Consider the following 13,792-nt stretch of genomic DNA (forward strand, 5'->3'; position numbering starts at 1 on the left):
ACCGGACACCGTGAGAGACTAGCTGTTCGTGTTCAGGAAAATCCTAAACTCCTTGCCATTCAGAAAGAAGAAGAATGGCGATCTCGACGAGGACATGGCTGGCGCGCTGGCTGACGACCTTGGCGACGGGATGTCTGACGCCGAACACGATGTTGATCTCGATGACCTGCCCTTCAATGAACTGCCCATCGATGTTCAGTTCAAAAGACTTCCCAAGCGGCCGAAATCAAGGCGCAGCTGGTTGTCAAAGCTTCTGATCATTACGCTGTTCCTGTCGCCCTTCGGGGCGACAGCTGTGGCCATGATCCCGGTTCTTGATCCCGAAACCGGCTGGCGACTGTTTCATACCGGCGGGCCCGAGGCACTGGTTGCCGTGCCGGGTTCTGAGCGCGAACTTCAGGAAGAGATTGCTCGCGGTGTGCGTGACATGCAGGAACGTGAACGCGCCCAGCAAAACACCAATATGCCAACCGACGGCACGAATAGCAGTCCCGAAGAAATCGCCAGTCAGCTATCGGGTATTTCCGATCTGATCGGGACACCCGAACAGGGTGATGGTGCAACTTCAGGGGACCAGCCATCCCCCGAAGAACTCGCAGCCCTGATCGCCGAGGAAGGATCGCTTGACGATCCCATCGAACCCGATCCCTTGCGACAGGCCCCGCTTCCCGGCCTTGACGAGGAAGGAAGCTTCGGACGTATTCCGCGTATTGCAGATGACGGGACAACCCCGTTTGATGCCTATAAACGCCCGTTCGAGAAAACCGACGGACAACCTTATGTCGCCATCATTCTGACCGGTGTTGGCTTGAATGATGAACGCACCCAGACCGCGATCAATGATCTTCCCTTGAACGTGTCATTGGCGATTTCGCCTTATGGGCGCGACATCAAATCGGTCGCCAGTCAGGCCCGTGCAATGGGACATGAAGTCTTCCTTGAACTGCCGATGGAACCCGTCGACTTCCCGCTGTCTGATCCCGGTCCGCGCGCACTTTTGACATCCCTGTCCGAGGGGGAAAACCTTGTGCGGCTTGAATGGTTACTTGCACAGTTCCCCGGCTATGCCGGACTGGTCAGTCACGAAGGATCAAAATTCGGCAGCCTTGATAGCGCCATCCGGCCGATCATCGAATTCATTTCCCGATCCGGTCTGATGTATGTCGAAGGCACACGCAGCGGCATGGCAAGCTACGGCGCACAACTGGCATCGAATGCCGGAACACCCAATGCAATCGGCAATGTCCTGATTGATGAAATCCCGAGCCGCCGCCAGATCGATGCGAGACTGACCGAACTGGTGAAACTTGCAAAGCGCAACGGCGCGGCAATCGGATTTGCCCAATCCTATCCGGTCACAATCCAGCGTCTGCGGAACTGGGCATTGCGTTTAAAACGTCAGGGGGTCGAACTGGCCCCGGTCAGTGCAATTTCCGGGATGCAAGTCACACCGCAATCCGTCGCCGAGGCCGAAGCATCGCGCCTTGAAGCTGAAAAACGCGAAATCGAAGCGATGGCGCAAGATGCTGCCAACAACACAGAACCCGCCGCCACCATCGAAGGTCAGTGACGGCAAGCCGCCAATTCCGGCCCCGGTCACGCAGGAGAAATCATGGCTGACAAATCCGCAAACCCGTCCGAAACCAAATCAAAGGTCCGTGCCGAAGACCTGCCATACCGTCCGTGCGTCGGCATTGCTCTTTTCAATGCGGATGGTCTGGTCTGGATGGGCAACCGTCTGGGCTTTGAAGGTGCCTGGCAGTTGCCACAGGGCGGTATCGATGATGGCGAAACACCGGTTGAGGCCGCCCTTCGCGAACTCAAGGAAGAAATCGGCACCGACAAGGCTGAAATCATCGCAGAAACACCTGACTGGCTGACCTATGACCTGCCCGACCATCTGGTCGGCAAAGCATTCAAGGGCAAGTATCGCGGCCAGAAACAGAAATGGTTCGCCATGCGCTTTACCGGTAAGGACAAGCACATCAAGATTGATGTTCCCAATCCGGAATTTGATGCCTGGCGATGGAATGATCTTGCCACACTGCCCGATCTGATCGTGCCGTTCAAACGGCCTGTTTATTTGCAAATTGCTGATGCGTTTCGTGATGTACCGCAAAGAATTCGTGAAATCAAACAGGCATAAGGCGACTATGCGGCTTGATCGCTGCGTTCTTTTCGCTAAATTTCAAGAATCAATAACACCTACGGCTTAGAGGAGTTCCAATATGGGTGCGGATCGGATTATCTTTGGTGTTTTGACCATTGCGGTCGGTATTTTGGGCCTGTTCTATGCATCTGGCTCACAAGACGGCTATTCCTATTTTGTCGGTTTGGCCCTTTTCATTGGCGCTGTGCTGTTCATGTTCCATCTGATCAAGGGTTATTATGATCAGCTCGAAGCAGCCGATCATTAATCAACCTTGTGCCTGACGCAGCCGTAACCGGCATCTAATGCTTTAAAAACACCCGAGAAAGCTCTAGGAATTGTCTATGAGCAATACATATTGGGACCCTGCCCGTTACGGTCTGTTTGGCAATGAGCGTTTGCGACCGGCCATTGATCTGATTACCCGCCTGCCCAAAGCAGCAAGCGGATTTTCACCCCGTCACATCGTTGATCTGGGCTGTGGCCCGGGATCGGTAACAGCTGTCCTTGCCGATGCATATGCGGATCAAGGCGACGATACCCCGCGAATTATAGGTGTTGATTCCTCTGACGAGATGCTTGAGACCGCACGCAAACGGTCGGAAAATATCCGTTGGCAAAAGGCCGATATCGCAATATGGCAGCCTGATGATCAGGTTGATTTGCTGTTTTCCAATGCCGCCCTTCAATGGGTCCCCGATCACTCACACCTGTTTCCGCGCCTGATGAGTTTTGTCCGCCCCGGCGGCATGATTGCCATTCAGGTGCCCAATAATTTCCTGGCCCCCAGCCATCAGCTGATCGGTGAAGCCGGGATCGAGTGGCGCAAGGAAGTCGCCGAAGCCATGCATGCCGCACGCATCATGCGACCTGGCGACTATTTTGATGTTCTTGCACCATCCTGCGACGAGATTGACCTCTGGCAGACACAATATTGCCATGTGCTCAATGGCCCGGACGCGGTTTATAACTGGACCAGCTCGACCATCCTGCGCCCGGTTATGGCAGCCCTTCCTGATGACGCGGCACGTGCGAGCTTTACCGCGAAATACAAGGAACGCCTTAATCAGGTTTACCCGATACGCGATGATGGACGCACATTGTTCCCATTCAATCGCCTGTTCATGATCGCCCGCAAACGGGCCAGCTAATCCCCGATCACTTCCCTGACAAGGAGCCTTCCCATGGCAGATTTTCGCGAACATTTCGTCAAATGCTGTGGGTATGAAATCCATGTCAGGGCATGGGGTGATCCAGCAAAACGCCCACTGATCATGATGCATGGTCTGGCGCGGCTTGCCGATGATTTTGATCATGTTGCCCCGCATTTCACCGATCAGTATTACGTACTCTGTCCAACCATGATCGGGCGTGGTTTTTCCGGCTGGGCCAAAGATCCGGACCGCGAATATACCGTCCCTTTCTATGTCGCCCAGATGTTTGAACTGCTTGACCATTTCGGGGTCAGCACCTGTGACTGGATCGGCACATCCATGGGCGGGCTGATTGGCCTTTATGCCACTGCCGAAGTCGCTGGACGGATCGAAAAGCTGGTCCTCAATGATATCGGGCCGGAACTTGATCCGAATGCGGTTGCCCGGATCAAATCCTATGTCGGGGCATCACCGGAATTCGAAACCATCGATGATGTTGAAAAGCTGGTCAGGCTGGTTTATGCCCCGTTTGGCGTTGCCGATGATGCCACCTGGGCATTTTTAGCTTCACGGTCCGTGCGACGCCTGCCGAATGGCAATTTCATGATGCATTACGACCCCGAAGTCATGCGCATCTTTGCCGAACACATTGATTCCTTTGATGCCTGGGATGTTTTTGATGCCCTGCCCTGTCCGGTAATGCTGATCAGCGGCGAACAATCTGATCTGATCCCCAAGGCCATTGTTGATAAAATGAAAAATAAAAAACCTGAAATGCCTGTTTTTGCAGTGGCGAACTGCGGACATGCTCCCCATCTGAATGACAAAGCGCAAATCAACGCAATCAGGGACTTTCTGGGAAGCACAAGCCAATAGGCCGCAATCGTCACGCGGTCCCATTGACGTCCCCCTTCTTCACAAGTGACCTGATCAGGTTCGATCCGCGAAAAATGCCACGCATAATGTGGCGGCGCGGACAATACATGGTTGGTATGGGACCGACACCGAAGACGTATATGACCTCCTACGCAGAGGTCCCAAATCCAATGCGCTGATTGCTGTGGCTCTGTGATCACCTGTGGGAACAGGCGGCATGATGAAACTGCATCTGGCAAACTTTTCGCTCTATAGCGCATTACTCGCTGCCCTCATCACTGTGGGCATGGGTCGGCTTTCTTCTGCCTATGCGCAATCAGATGACGTTCCTTCGATCAGTTCGGCACCGCGTCTTGCCTTTGGCAGTGATCTGGGGGCCGCGATCTTGCCGCCGGCGGGTCACAACGGTATCAGCCGGTATTTTTCCGGACGCACGCGCAGCAGTTTCCTGCTTGGCCCGGAACACGATGACACCGGACAAAGCAGCCAGTTCTGGCTTGAAATGGACGGGACCCGGAACACCCACAACGGGCTTAGCGCCCAGATCGGGCTGGGCTATTCACCGACACCGGGTCTTGGCATTGCCGTTGGACCGTTCCTTGATCTGAGCGCATCGAAATCGGAAAATATCGGCATATACCAGACGGGCGGCTATGCTTTTGAGCAACCACGCAGGCCACTTCTGTTATCTGAAAGCGACAATGACATAAACGATGCCGGTCTTGCCGCGTCGCTTTCCTACATGCCGCTTCAGGATATCTGGATCGGCTTGCATGGCAGTGTGTCGCGCAACCTGACGCCTTCCCAACCCGATCAAAGCGTCCTTGACGGTATTGATGCCATGCTGGGCCTGACCGCGCGCTATCGAATCGAATTCTGATCTGACCGATAGATATTTGCATTTACAGGCCGATGGGCAAATACCCTGTTGCACAGGACGGGCAGTCCTGTATGACTCTTTGAAAGGCAACCCAAAGGGACATATAGACGCGTATGAGCCATTCGCTCCCACCTGAAAATGCCGTACTTGGCGCACCGTTTAATGCCTGCAATGAACTTGCTGCGGCCAAAAACGCCAATCTTTATCGTGCGGCTATGCGTCTTTCCCCGGAACGCCAGCGCTTCTTTCTGGCAAGCTACGCCTCGATGCGCGTCATTGACGATATCGTCGATGACGGTTTTCTTGAGTTGCCCGACGCCGAACGCGATGCTCAGCGCGAAACAGTTATCGAAACCATCAATCAGTGGCAGGCACAAATCATCTCGGCCAAGGCCGGGGCGAAAAATCCGCTGCCCGAAACCGGACCGCTTAGCGGTGATGTCTATGAGGCACTTCGCCTGACCCTTGGCCGCAGTGATCTTGCAACCGATCCATGGATCGAACTGGCTGACGCCCTTCATCGCGACGTTGCCGAAGAACCGATGGATGAATGGGACGATTTCATCGCCTATTGCGAAGGCGCGACTGCTGCGCCTGCATCGATCTTTGTCTATCTGCTATCTGCGCGCTTTGACCCGGAAATCGGCTATACCTCGCCCCTGACCAATCCGCCGATCTATCACGCGCGGGACATGGCAATTTTCTGCTATATTATTCACATCCTGCGCGATCTGCCCGACGATATCAAAGGCCCCGACCGCCTTGTCACCATTCCGTCCGAAATGCTGATTGCAGCCGACATCACCCTTGGCGAAATTCGCAATGCCATCGGTCAGGGCAAGTATGAAGAGCTCGATTATCTCGGGAAAATCATGCTCGAACATGCCTGGGAGCATTTCGAAACCGGTCAGGCCCGGTCTGGCGAACTTTTGTCTGTCCTTGACACTGACGAGGCCGACACCCTGTCACGCCTGTTCACGGTTTATATCGAGTTGGGCGGGGCAATGATGGAAAACGGCTATGCCAATTTCCTCAAAGATCGCAAATCGATCATGGAAACCACCGCCCAGAACAGCCTGCCTGATGTCAGCAACGACTGACCATTCTTGATGGGCGCGACACCATCAAGGCAAAAGAAAACCCCGCCAAACTGGCGGGGTTTGTCATTTTCAGGTCGGACCTGATGGATATTATTTGGCGCTAAGGGCTGCAACACCCGGAAGGGTTTTGCCTTCAAGCCATTCAAGGAATGCGCCGCCCGCAGTCGAGACATAGGAAAATGCCTGATCAGAATCGGCGTGGCGCAATGCGGCAACCGTGTCACCGCCACCGGCAACCGACAGAAGCTTTCCTGCCTTAGTCAGAGCTGCTGCATGCTGGGCCACTGAAACCGTTGCCGTGTCAAACGGCGTGATTTCAAAGGCACCGAGCGGGCCGTTCCAGACCAGCGTTTCGCAGGTTTCAAGGCGCTTGTTCAGATCCTTGATGGTTTCCGGACCGGCATCCAGAATCATGCCATCACTTGCAACATCATTGATGTCGGAAACATCATGCGGTGCGTTGGCGGCAAATTCCTTGGCAACCAGACCATCAACCGGCAGAACGATTTCGCAATTGGCGGCTTCTGCCTTTTTGAAAATCTCGCGCGCGGTTTCAAGCAGGTCATGTTCGCACAGTGATTTGCCGACATTGACACCCTTGGCCGCAAGGAAGGTGTTGGCCATGCCACCACCAATCACCAGCTGATCAACCTTGGCAACCAGATTGCCCAGAAGATCAAGCTTGGTGGAAATCTTGGCACCACCAACAATCGCCATCACGGGATGTTTCGGTGCCTCAAGCGCGTTGCCAAGCGCTTCAAGCTCAGCCTGCATCAAACGCCCGGCATAGGCCGGAAGCGCACGTGCCAGACCTTCGGTCGAGGCGTGCGCACGGTGCGCGCATGAAAACGCGTCATTAACGTAAACATCACCCAGCTTGGCAAGTTCCGCGACAAAAGCCGGATCGTTCTTTTCTTCTTCTGCGTGATAACGCAGGTTTTCCAGAAGCGCGATCTCGCCATTTTCAAGGCTGTTGACAACGCTTGCTGCTGCTTCACCGATGCAATCATCGGCAAATTTCACCGGACGGCCAAGCTGCTTGGCAAGGGCCTCTGCCACCGGCTTAAGCGACATTTCGGGAACGCGCGCGCCTTTCGGGCGGCCGAAATGGGTGATCACCACAAGCTTCGCACCGGCATCGGCCAGTTCAATCAGGCCCGGAACGGTACGGTCGATACGAGTCGTATCACCAACCACACCATCCTTCATCGGAACGTTAAGATCAGCGCGCAGCAAAACGCGCTTGCCAGCGACATTGACACCGTCAAGCGTATTAAAGTCAGCCATTATCTGAACCTGCTTTTGAGTTTCACAAAAGACGGGAGGCGGGCGTCCCGACATGGATCGAACCAAATCCTGTTGGGCCCTGTTTTGCCTGATCAGGGCAATCGACGCAAGGCCCGAAGCGGTCCGTAAAAGTACCTGTAAAAAATAACCGGCCGGTCATGATCCTGACGGCCGGTTATCGAATTTCGATCAATGCTGTCCCAGAAGGGATGAATGCAAAAAGCCCTGGAAACTGGTCGCTACCGGCCCGGTCATCAAAACATGGTCATCTGGCAACCATTCGATGGTCAGTTTGCCACCATCCAGAATGATTTCGGTCTTGCGTCCGGTCAAACCGCGGCGCGCAGCTGCCACGCCAACGGCACAGGCCCCGGTCCCGCAAGCACGGGTTACGCCAACGCCACGCTCCCAGACACGCATCCGGATCTGGTTTTCGCCAACGATGCTGCAAACTTCGATATTGGCGCGTTCCGGAAACATCTCGTGATGTTCAAGAACCGGACCAAGCTTTTCGATATCAATCGCTTCGGCGTCCTCGACAAAGAACACCGCATGCGGGTTGCCAACATTGACCCCGACCGCATCGGAAAGCGGGCCAAGCGACAGCGGAATGTGGTTGGTATCAACTGCCTCGGCAAGCGGGATATCGCGCCAGTCAAGTTTGACCTGCCCCATATCGACCGTCACCAGACCATTGGTTGACGCATTGGCATCAAGCAATCCGACAACGGTTTCAATGATCGCATCATTGCGGCCAAGCTCGCCCATCACGATGCTGGCAACACAGCGCGCAGCATTGCCACATGCCTCGACTTCGCCGCCGTCATTATTGCGGATACGCATAAAGGCGTCCGCCATATCATCGCGGGCGGGTTCAATAACGATCAGCTGATCACAGCCAACACCGGTCTTGCGATCTGCAATCCGGGCGGCTGTTTCATCATCAAGATCAAGCACGGCGGGATCGCGTCGTCCGTCAAAGACAACGAAATCATTTCCCAGACCATGCATTTTGACAAAAGGAATACCGTTCATACCCGCCTTATAGTCCTGTTTCCAAAGCCAGTCCATATGTCGCTTACCCGGATGTAGCACGCCCGGAGCTTTGTGCAAGCTTGCGTTTTTGACGACGGTGATGACCGATCAGAACAAACCAGGAAATCCACAGCACGGCCGACACAGCCCCGGCTCCCCAGATTGCAGGCATCGGATCGACAAGTGAACTTTGTGCGCCGATCCAGGCACACACGATCACATATGGCACGGTGCCAACAAGATAGGCCGAAACGAAATGGACTAACCGCATACGGGTCACACCGGCAAGACAGCATGATACCTCGGGCAGGATCGGCATTGCCCGGCAAATCATCAGAACAACCACGCCATATCGGGCGAAGACGTCCTCCATCTCGCTCAACCGTGCTTCATCGGAAATGACTCGCCCCAGCACAGGTCGACCGAATTTCCGGCTCAGGACATATCCCGTACCGCCCGCCAGTATCATACCTGTTGCGGCCGCACATGCGCCAGCCACCGGCCCCAGAAAATATCCCGCCAGTATGGTGATGGTCATGGTCGGTACCGCGACAAACAGATCAGCAACCAGCAAAACAATCACAAGCCCCGCGACGAATGCCGGATCAATCTGTTGCGCGACTTCAAGCCAGTTTGTCACGTCCTCGCGCTGCAAAACGCCCAGAGCAACCAGAACAAAGAATGTAAGAGCAAAGCAGCTCGCCAGAATCAGGGCGATTTTCAAAAGGTCTTTCATGATTCTCGCCCTAGCCCCTGCGCAGGATTGATTTCATCAAGGCAGGCGACACCCGGTTCAGAACGGGAATCCATCGCGCCTTGCCGACAAAGATTTCGTCCCTGTTTTCGGTGATACCATCCCAAATCTCGCTGGCAGCCTGCAGCGCAGATATTTTGCGCATATCGCGGCCCTTGGTCATCGGCGTATCCACGACAGGCAGGAACACTTCGCTGATAGCAATGGGAAGACCGGCCTCTGAAATCTGGTAGCGCAGGCTTTGCGACAGGCTGCGCAGGGCGGCCTTGCTGGCGCAATAGACGGCACTTCCAGTCTTGGGAAAAAACGCCAGTCCGGACGATACGTTTACAATCCGAATCCGGTCTTTTGCAGTTCCGCCTGCCAACATTCCGTGCTGCTTCGCCAAACGGGACATCACCGCGTGACAAATGCAAAGCGGTGCAAGAAAGTTGATCGCCATTTCCCGATCCGCATCACATGGATCGCACGCGCTCTGCGTGATCATGCCCGGCATCTGAACCGCTGCGTTATTGATCACAAGGCTGATAGCTGGATGTGTCGCCAAAACACCATCCATCATCTGCTCGACAGCACCAAGGTCTGCCAGATCACAGAGCACGGTTTGCACGCCCGGAAACTGATCGACAAGGGTTGAAAGTTTTAGCTCTGATCGCCCGTGGGCAATGACCTGAAAGCCCTGATCGTAACAAAGACCGAGAAGTTCCCGCCCGATTCCCGATGTTGCACCGGTAATCAGGACAGATGACGTCCGATTGGTCATAATGATGGTTCCTTGCGCTTTCTGTTAATGACAGATCAGCGTTCAGTTGCCACCTTGCGGCACCCTTTTGCATTAACCCGGGTTTATCAGGCATGGATTTTTGCGGACTGATCAAGCGGCTCGAAAACGATCCGCATCTTGATGGACAAATACGAATTGCCCGTCATGCCAAAGGCACCCGGATCATTCAGCAGGGTGATATCTGTCGCGACGTGATTTTCCTGCGCAAGGGGCTGGCCCAGATGTCCTATGTCACGTTCGAGGGCAAGGAATGGATCAAAAGCTTCTTTGCCGAAAATTCAGTGATGGGATCACGACGCTGTCAGATCATGAACGCGCCAAGCCATTTTGCCATCACCTGTCTGGAAGACTGTGACATCACGGCATTTCCCTATGACGGGATCAGAAAGGCTGCGGCGGCTTCGCCGGAATTGATGGCGCAGTTTTTTGATTTCAACGAGCAGGTCAGCCTTCGCAAGGAAAAGCGCGAATACGAGTTCCTGTGTCTGTCAGCTCAGGATCGTTATTTGGGGTTTCTGGAAGACTACGCCGCCATCGTACCCCGCCTGACACAGGCCCAGATCGCAAGCTTTATCGGCATTACACCAATCGCGCTTTCACGTATCCGCAAACGTCTTGCTCAGGCAGAAATTTTGGGCGTGGCAGGCGCACAATAACGCACTTTGCTTGGCACGAAACCCGCCTTGGCAAAGTAATCGCGCAAACGCCCGTCAAGTTCGCCGATGGAAACATAGACATTTGCGCATTTGTGAACCTGTGCAAGCCGGGTCATGGCATCGCGCATGGCATCAAGAACATAGGCCCCGGCAACAATTTCAACCGCCATCACATTGTCCACATGCAAGACGAGGCCGTCTTTCATGTCATCACGGACATAATAGGAAAACAGGCCGTGGATATATCCGCGTTCGTTTGAAATCACGATAATGCCACGCTGTCGCTGCCACAGAATCTGGTCGGCATCCGATTTCCTGCCGGTTCCGGGAACCTTTTCGCAGTCTCCAACCGGCAGGCAGTATCTGCCAACAAATGCCCTCCAGTGATCAAAGGACATATCGACCTGCATCATCTGCACCAGCGGATAAGTCATATCCGCAGTATGTGATGTAAGGGGATGTGCCTGATAGGCTTCTGACATGATTGTTGTCCTCTGGAATTTACCTGATCATGCCGCAAATAAATCCGGTCAACCTTGATGTGCATCAACACCTTCGGGTGAGTTGAAGCGCATATATTGCCGCAACACTTGAGGCATCACTTTGCCACCTGTAAGGTTTTCCTTGATTGAATTTCTGCCGCGAATTGCGCGCCGATATTGACGTACATCAATGGCTTTTGGCCCGTCAAACCGCATACTCGCGACTATGATTGGAAAACCTCACCGGCATTGATGTGCTTCTGCTGATTTCAGAAGAAGCACCATGGGGTGAGGCTTCAAGTGCAGGTGAATAACCATTCCAATATCCGGTTATTCATGGGGACGGATGAGACTGTCCGAGAGGGTCTGGACAGTTGCCCCGAACACCTTGAACGGGAGTCAAGCATGGGCCAAGGGAGCATGGCACAGACAGCATCACCTTCTGTTGCTGTTAATTATAATATGGACGTTGTGCGCTGGGCCGCACTCGCGACCGTATTTTGGGGAGTAGTCGGATTTCTGGTGGGCGATGTCATTGCCTGGCAGCTCGCATTTCCGGTACTCAATTTCGATACCGAGTTTCTGAACTTTGGGCGTTTGCGCCCATTGCACACCTCGGCAGTTATTTTTGCCTTCGGCGGGAACGCCTTGTTGGCGACTTCCTTCTATGTGGTTCAACGCACCTGTCGCACCCCGCTTTATGGTGGCACGGCGTTGCCTGCATTTGTCTTCTGGGGGTATCAGCTTTTCATCGTGATGGCCGCAATCGGCTATGTCACCGGTGTTACGCAGGGCCGCGAATATGCTGAACCGGAATGGTTCGTTGACCTTTGGCTGACGATTGTCTGGGTCGGCTATCTCGCGATGTTTGTCGGCACCCTGCTGAAACGTCAGGAACCGCACATCTATGTTGCAAACTGGTTCTATCTGGCGTTCATCGTCACGATTGCGATGCTCCATCTTGGCAACAACCTTGCCATTCCGGTTTCATTGACCGGCGCAAAGTCCTATTCGCTGTTCTCGGGTGTTCAGGATGCCCTGACCCAGTGGTGGTACGGACATAACGCTGTTGGCTTCTTCCTGACAGCAGGCTTCCTCGGCATGATGTATTACTTCATTCCGAAACGTGCCGAACGCCCGGTCTATTCCTATCGCCTGTCGATCATTCACTTCTGGGCGCTGATCTTCCTCTATATCTGGGCTGGTCCGCACCATCTGCATTACACCTCGCTTCCTGACTGGGCGCAGACTCTGGGCATGACCTTCTCGATCATGCTGTGGATGCCGTCCTGGGGCGGGATGATCAACGGCCTGATGACCCTTTCGGGGGCATGGGACAAGCTGCGTACCGATCCGGTTCTGCGTTTCATGGTTGCCGCTGTCGGTTTCTATGGCATGTCGACCTTCGAAGGTCCGGTCATGTCAATCAAGGCGGTGAACGGTCTTTCGCACTATACCGACTGGACCATTGGTCACGTGCATTCCGGTGCGCTTGGCTGGGTTGCCTTCGTGTCGTTCGGTGCGATCTACTTCCTGATCCCGGTTCTGTGGAACCGCGAGCGCCTTTATTCGATGCGTCTGGTTTCCCACCACTTCTGGTTGGCAACCATCGGGATTGTTCTGTACATCACCTCGATGTGGGTTTCGGGGATCATGCAGGGCCTGATGTGGCGTGCCTATGACGAGTTGGGCTTCCTGCAATATTCCTTCATCGAAACCGTTGAGGCGATGCATCCCTACTACATCATTCGTGCAACCGGCGGCCTGCTGTTTGTTCTTGGTTCGCTGCTGATGGTCTGGAACGTCTACAAGACGATCAAGGGCGATCTGCGTAACGAAGCTCCGATCGGCACACCTGCCACCGTTGCAGCCGAATAAGGGGGGAACGAGATATGCTTCTTAAAAAACACCATATCGTTGAAAAGAACGTCTTTGTTCTGATCCTCGGCATTTTCCTGACCATCATTATCGGTGGTATTGTTGAAATCGTGCCTTTGTTCACGATGGAACAGACCATCGAGAAGGTTCAGGGGGTACGTCCCTATTCGCCGCTCGAACAGGCCGGCCGTAACATCTATATCCGTGAAGGGTGCTATAACTGCCATTCCCAGCAGATCCGTCCGTTCCGAGACGAGGTCGAACGTTATGGCCATTACAGCCTTGCTGCGGAATCGATGTATGACCATCCGTTCCAGTGGGGTTCGAAACGTACCGGTCCGGATCTGGCGCGTGTTGGCGGCAAATATTCCAACGCCTGGCACGTCGCCCATATGATTGACCCGCGCGCTGTTGTGCCGGAATCGATCATGCCGGGTTATCCGTTCCTTGCTGAACGCAAACTGAACTTTGACGATGCCCAGGCCCATCTCGAAACTCTCAAAATGGTTGGGGTTCCCTATACCGACGAGATGATCGAGGCCGCCAAGGCAGACCTTTACCTGCAGGCCAGCGAGGATGCGGCCTATGACGATGACTTCCTTGCACGTTACCCGAATGCGGCAACGGGTGATTTTGACGGCAAACCTGAACAGCTTACCGAAATGGATGCGTTGATTGCGTATCTGCAGGTGCTGGGCCGGATGGTCGACTTCACCACCTACAATCCGCAGATGAACCTGCGCTAGTCGCAAAGGGG

At 54.3% G+C, this 13,792-nt stretch carries 15 protein-coding genes; 10 read left to right on the top strand and 5 right to left on the bottom strand.

Going from position 1 to position 13,792, the window contains the following annotated elements; translation table 11 throughout:
- The first annotated feature begins 52 nt into the window (after nucleotides 1-52).
- The 7 genes from WA318_RS17070 (at nucleotide 53) to WA318_RS17100 (ending at nucleotide 6,159) form a co-directional block, all read left to right on the top strand.
- Nucleotides 53-1,570 (top strand): divergent polysaccharide deacetylase family protein, encoded by a 1,518-nt coding sequence (locus tag WA318_RS17070; protein WP_336083073.1) that lies wholly within the window; start codon nucleotides 53-55, stop codon nucleotides 1,568-1,570.
- A 42-nt stretch (nucleotides 1,571-1,612) separates the two neighbouring features.
- Nucleotides 1,613-2,146, top strand: a complete 534-nt coding sequence (locus WA318_RS17075; RefSeq protein WP_114097091.1) for an RNA pyrophosphohydrolase — start codon at nucleotides 1,613-1,615, stop codon at nucleotides 2,144-2,146.
- A gap of 82 nt (nucleotides 2,147-2,228) precedes the next feature.
- Nucleotides 2,229-2,417, top strand: a complete 189-nt coding sequence (locus WA318_RS17080) for a hypothetical protein (protein WP_114097090.1) — start codon at nucleotides 2,229-2,231, stop codon at nucleotides 2,415-2,417.
- A 76-nt stretch (nucleotides 2,418-2,493) separates the two neighbouring features.
- Nucleotides 2,494-3,300, top strand: coding sequence for a methyltransferase domain-containing protein (locus WA318_RS17085; protein WP_336083077.1), 807 nt, complete (start codon nucleotides 2,494-2,496; stop codon nucleotides 3,298-3,300).
- 33 nt (nucleotides 3,301-3,333) lie between these two features.
- Nucleotides 3,334-4,179, top strand: coding sequence for an alpha/beta fold hydrolase (locus WA318_RS17090; RefSeq protein ID WP_336083079.1), 846 nt, complete (start codon nucleotides 3,334-3,336; stop codon nucleotides 4,177-4,179).
- 217 nt (nucleotides 4,180-4,396) lie between these two features.
- A complete protein-coding gene (locus WA318_RS17095; RefSeq protein WP_336083081.1) occupies nucleotides 4,397-5,059 on the top strand; it encodes a hypothetical protein in 663 nt (220 codons plus the stop codon).
- 113 nt (nucleotides 5,060-5,172) lie between these two features.
- Nucleotides 5,173-6,159, top strand: a complete 987-nt coding sequence (locus WA318_RS17100; RefSeq protein ID WP_336083083.1) for a squalene/phytoene synthase family protein — start codon at nucleotides 5,173-5,175, stop codon at nucleotides 6,157-6,159.
- 90 nt (nucleotides 6,160-6,249) lie between these two features.
- Here the strand turns inward: WA318_RS17100 and WA318_RS17105 are convergent, their stop codons facing one another.
- From WA318_RS17105 to WA318_RS17120, 4 genes are all read right to left on the bottom strand, one after another.
- A complete protein-coding gene (locus WA318_RS17105) occupies nucleotides 6,250-7,446 on the bottom strand; it encodes a phosphoglycerate kinase (RefSeq protein ID WP_336083085.1) in 1,197 nt (398 codons plus the stop codon).
- Nucleotides 7,447-7,635: 189 nt separating this feature from the next.
- Nucleotides 7,636-8,517, bottom strand: a complete 882-nt coding sequence (gene dapF, locus WA318_RS17110; RefSeq protein WP_336083087.1) for a diaminopimelate epimerase — start codon at nucleotides 8,515-8,517, stop codon at nucleotides 7,636-7,638.
- A gap of 7 nt (nucleotides 8,518-8,524) precedes the next feature.
- Nucleotides 8,525-9,217 (bottom strand): TVP38/TMEM64 family protein, encoded by a 693-nt coding sequence (locus WA318_RS17115; RefSeq protein ID WP_336083089.1) that lies wholly within the window; start codon nucleotides 9,215-9,217, stop codon nucleotides 8,525-8,527.
- A 10-nt stretch (nucleotides 9,218-9,227) separates the two neighbouring features.
- Nucleotides 9,228-9,998 carry an SDR family oxidoreductase gene (locus WA318_RS17120; protein WP_336083091.1) on the bottom strand — a complete coding sequence of 257 codons (771 nt, stop codon included), beginning with the start codon at nucleotides 9,996-9,998 and terminating at the stop codon, nucleotides 9,228-9,230.
- A gap of 92 nt (nucleotides 9,999-10,090) precedes the next feature.
- On the opposite strand from WA318_RS17120, the gene WA318_RS17125 reads away from it, so the two are divergent.
- Nucleotides 10,091-10,675, top strand: coding sequence for a Crp/Fnr family transcriptional regulator (locus WA318_RS17125; protein ID WP_336083093.1), 585 nt, complete (start codon nucleotides 10,091-10,093; stop codon nucleotides 10,673-10,675).
- Here WA318_RS17125 and WA318_RS17130 read toward each other — a convergent pair.
- Complete coding sequence (locus WA318_RS17130; RefSeq protein ID WP_114097081.1) at nucleotides 10,639-11,157, bottom strand: hypothetical protein; 519 nt, start codon at nucleotides 11,155-11,157, stop codon at nucleotides 10,639-10,641. The two genes, WA318_RS17125 and WA318_RS17130, sit on opposite strands and share 37 nt — an antisense overlap.
- Before the next feature lie 420 nt (nucleotides 11,158-11,577).
- Here WA318_RS17130 and ccoN point away from each other — a divergent pair, with 420 nt between their 5' ends.
- Both ccoN and ccoO read left to right on the top strand, forming a co-directional pair.
- The gene (gene ccoN / locus WA318_RS17135) at nucleotides 11,578-13,035 is read left to right on the top strand and encodes a cytochrome-c oxidase, cbb3-type subunit I (protein ID WP_336083328.1); all 1,458 of its coding nucleotides are present in this window, start codon (nucleotides 11,578-11,580) and stop codon (nucleotides 13,033-13,035) included.
- 14 nt (nucleotides 13,036-13,049) lie between these two features.
- Nucleotides 13,050-13,781 carry a cytochrome-c oxidase, cbb3-type subunit II gene (ccoO, locus tag WA318_RS17140; RefSeq protein WP_336083096.1) on the top strand — a complete coding sequence of 244 codons (732 nt, stop codon included), beginning with the start codon at nucleotides 13,050-13,052 and terminating at the stop codon, nucleotides 13,779-13,781.
- Nucleotides 13,782-13,792: the final 11 nt, after the last annotated feature.

It is taken from the genome of Thalassospira sp. CH_XMU1448-2, assembly GCF_037027285.1.
GTDB classification, from domain to species: domain Bacteria; phylum Pseudomonadota; class Alphaproteobacteria; order Rhodospirillales; family Thalassospiraceae; genus Thalassospira; species Thalassospira profundimaris_C.

Excerpts from the sequence above, each read along its gene's own strand:
- WA318_RS17075 (WP_114097091.1), top strand. The coding sequence starts at position 1,613 with ATGGCTGACAAATCCGCAAACCCGTCCGAAACCAAATCAAAGGTCCGT.
- WA318_RS17080 (WP_114097090.1), top strand. The coding sequence starts at position 2,229 with ATGGGTGCGGATCGGATTATCTTTGGTGTTTTGACCATTGCGGTCGGT.
- WA318_RS17085 (WP_336083077.1), top strand. The coding sequence starts at position 2,494 with ATGAGCAATACATATTGGGACCCTGCCCGTTACGGTCTGTTTGGCAAT.
- WA318_RS17090 (WP_336083079.1), top strand. The coding sequence starts at position 3,334 with ATGGCAGATTTTCGCGAACATTTCGTCAAATGCTGTGGGTATGAAATC.
- WA318_RS17095 (WP_336083081.1), top strand. The coding sequence starts at position 4,397 with ATGATGAAACTGCATCTGGCAAACTTTTCGCTCTATAGCGCATTACTC.
- WA318_RS17100 (WP_336083083.1), top strand. The coding sequence starts at position 5,173 with ATGAGCCATTCGCTCCCACCTGAAAATGCCGTACTTGGCGCACCGTTT.
- WA318_RS17105 (WP_336083085.1), bottom strand. The coding sequence starts at position 7,446 with ATGGCTGACTTTAATACGCTTGACGGTGTCAATGTCGCTGGCAAGCGC.
- dapF (WP_336083087.1), bottom strand. The coding sequence starts at position 8,517 with ATGGACTGGCTTTGGAAACAGGACTATAAGGCGGGTATGAACGGTATT.
- WA318_RS17115 (WP_336083089.1), bottom strand. The coding sequence starts at position 9,217 with ATGAAAGACCTTTTGAAAATCGCCCTGATTCTGGCGAGCTGCTTTGCT.
- WA318_RS17120 (WP_336083091.1), bottom strand. The coding sequence starts at position 9,998 with ATGACCAATCGGACGTCATCTGTCCTGATTACCGGTGCAACATCGGGA.
- WA318_RS17125 (WP_336083093.1), top strand. The coding sequence starts at position 10,091 with ATGGATTTTTGCGGACTGATCAAGCGGCTCGAAAACGATCCGCATCTT.
- WA318_RS17130 (WP_114097081.1), bottom strand. The coding sequence starts at position 11,157 with ATGTCAGAAGCCTATCAGGCACATCCCCTTACATCACATACTGCGGAT.
- ccoN (WP_336083328.1), top strand. The coding sequence starts at position 11,578 with ATGGCACAGACAGCATCACCTTCTGTTGCTGTTAATTATAATATGGAC.
- ccoO (WP_336083096.1), top strand. The coding sequence starts at position 13,050 with ATGCTTCTTAAAAAACACCATATCGTTGAAAAGAACGTCTTTGTTCTG.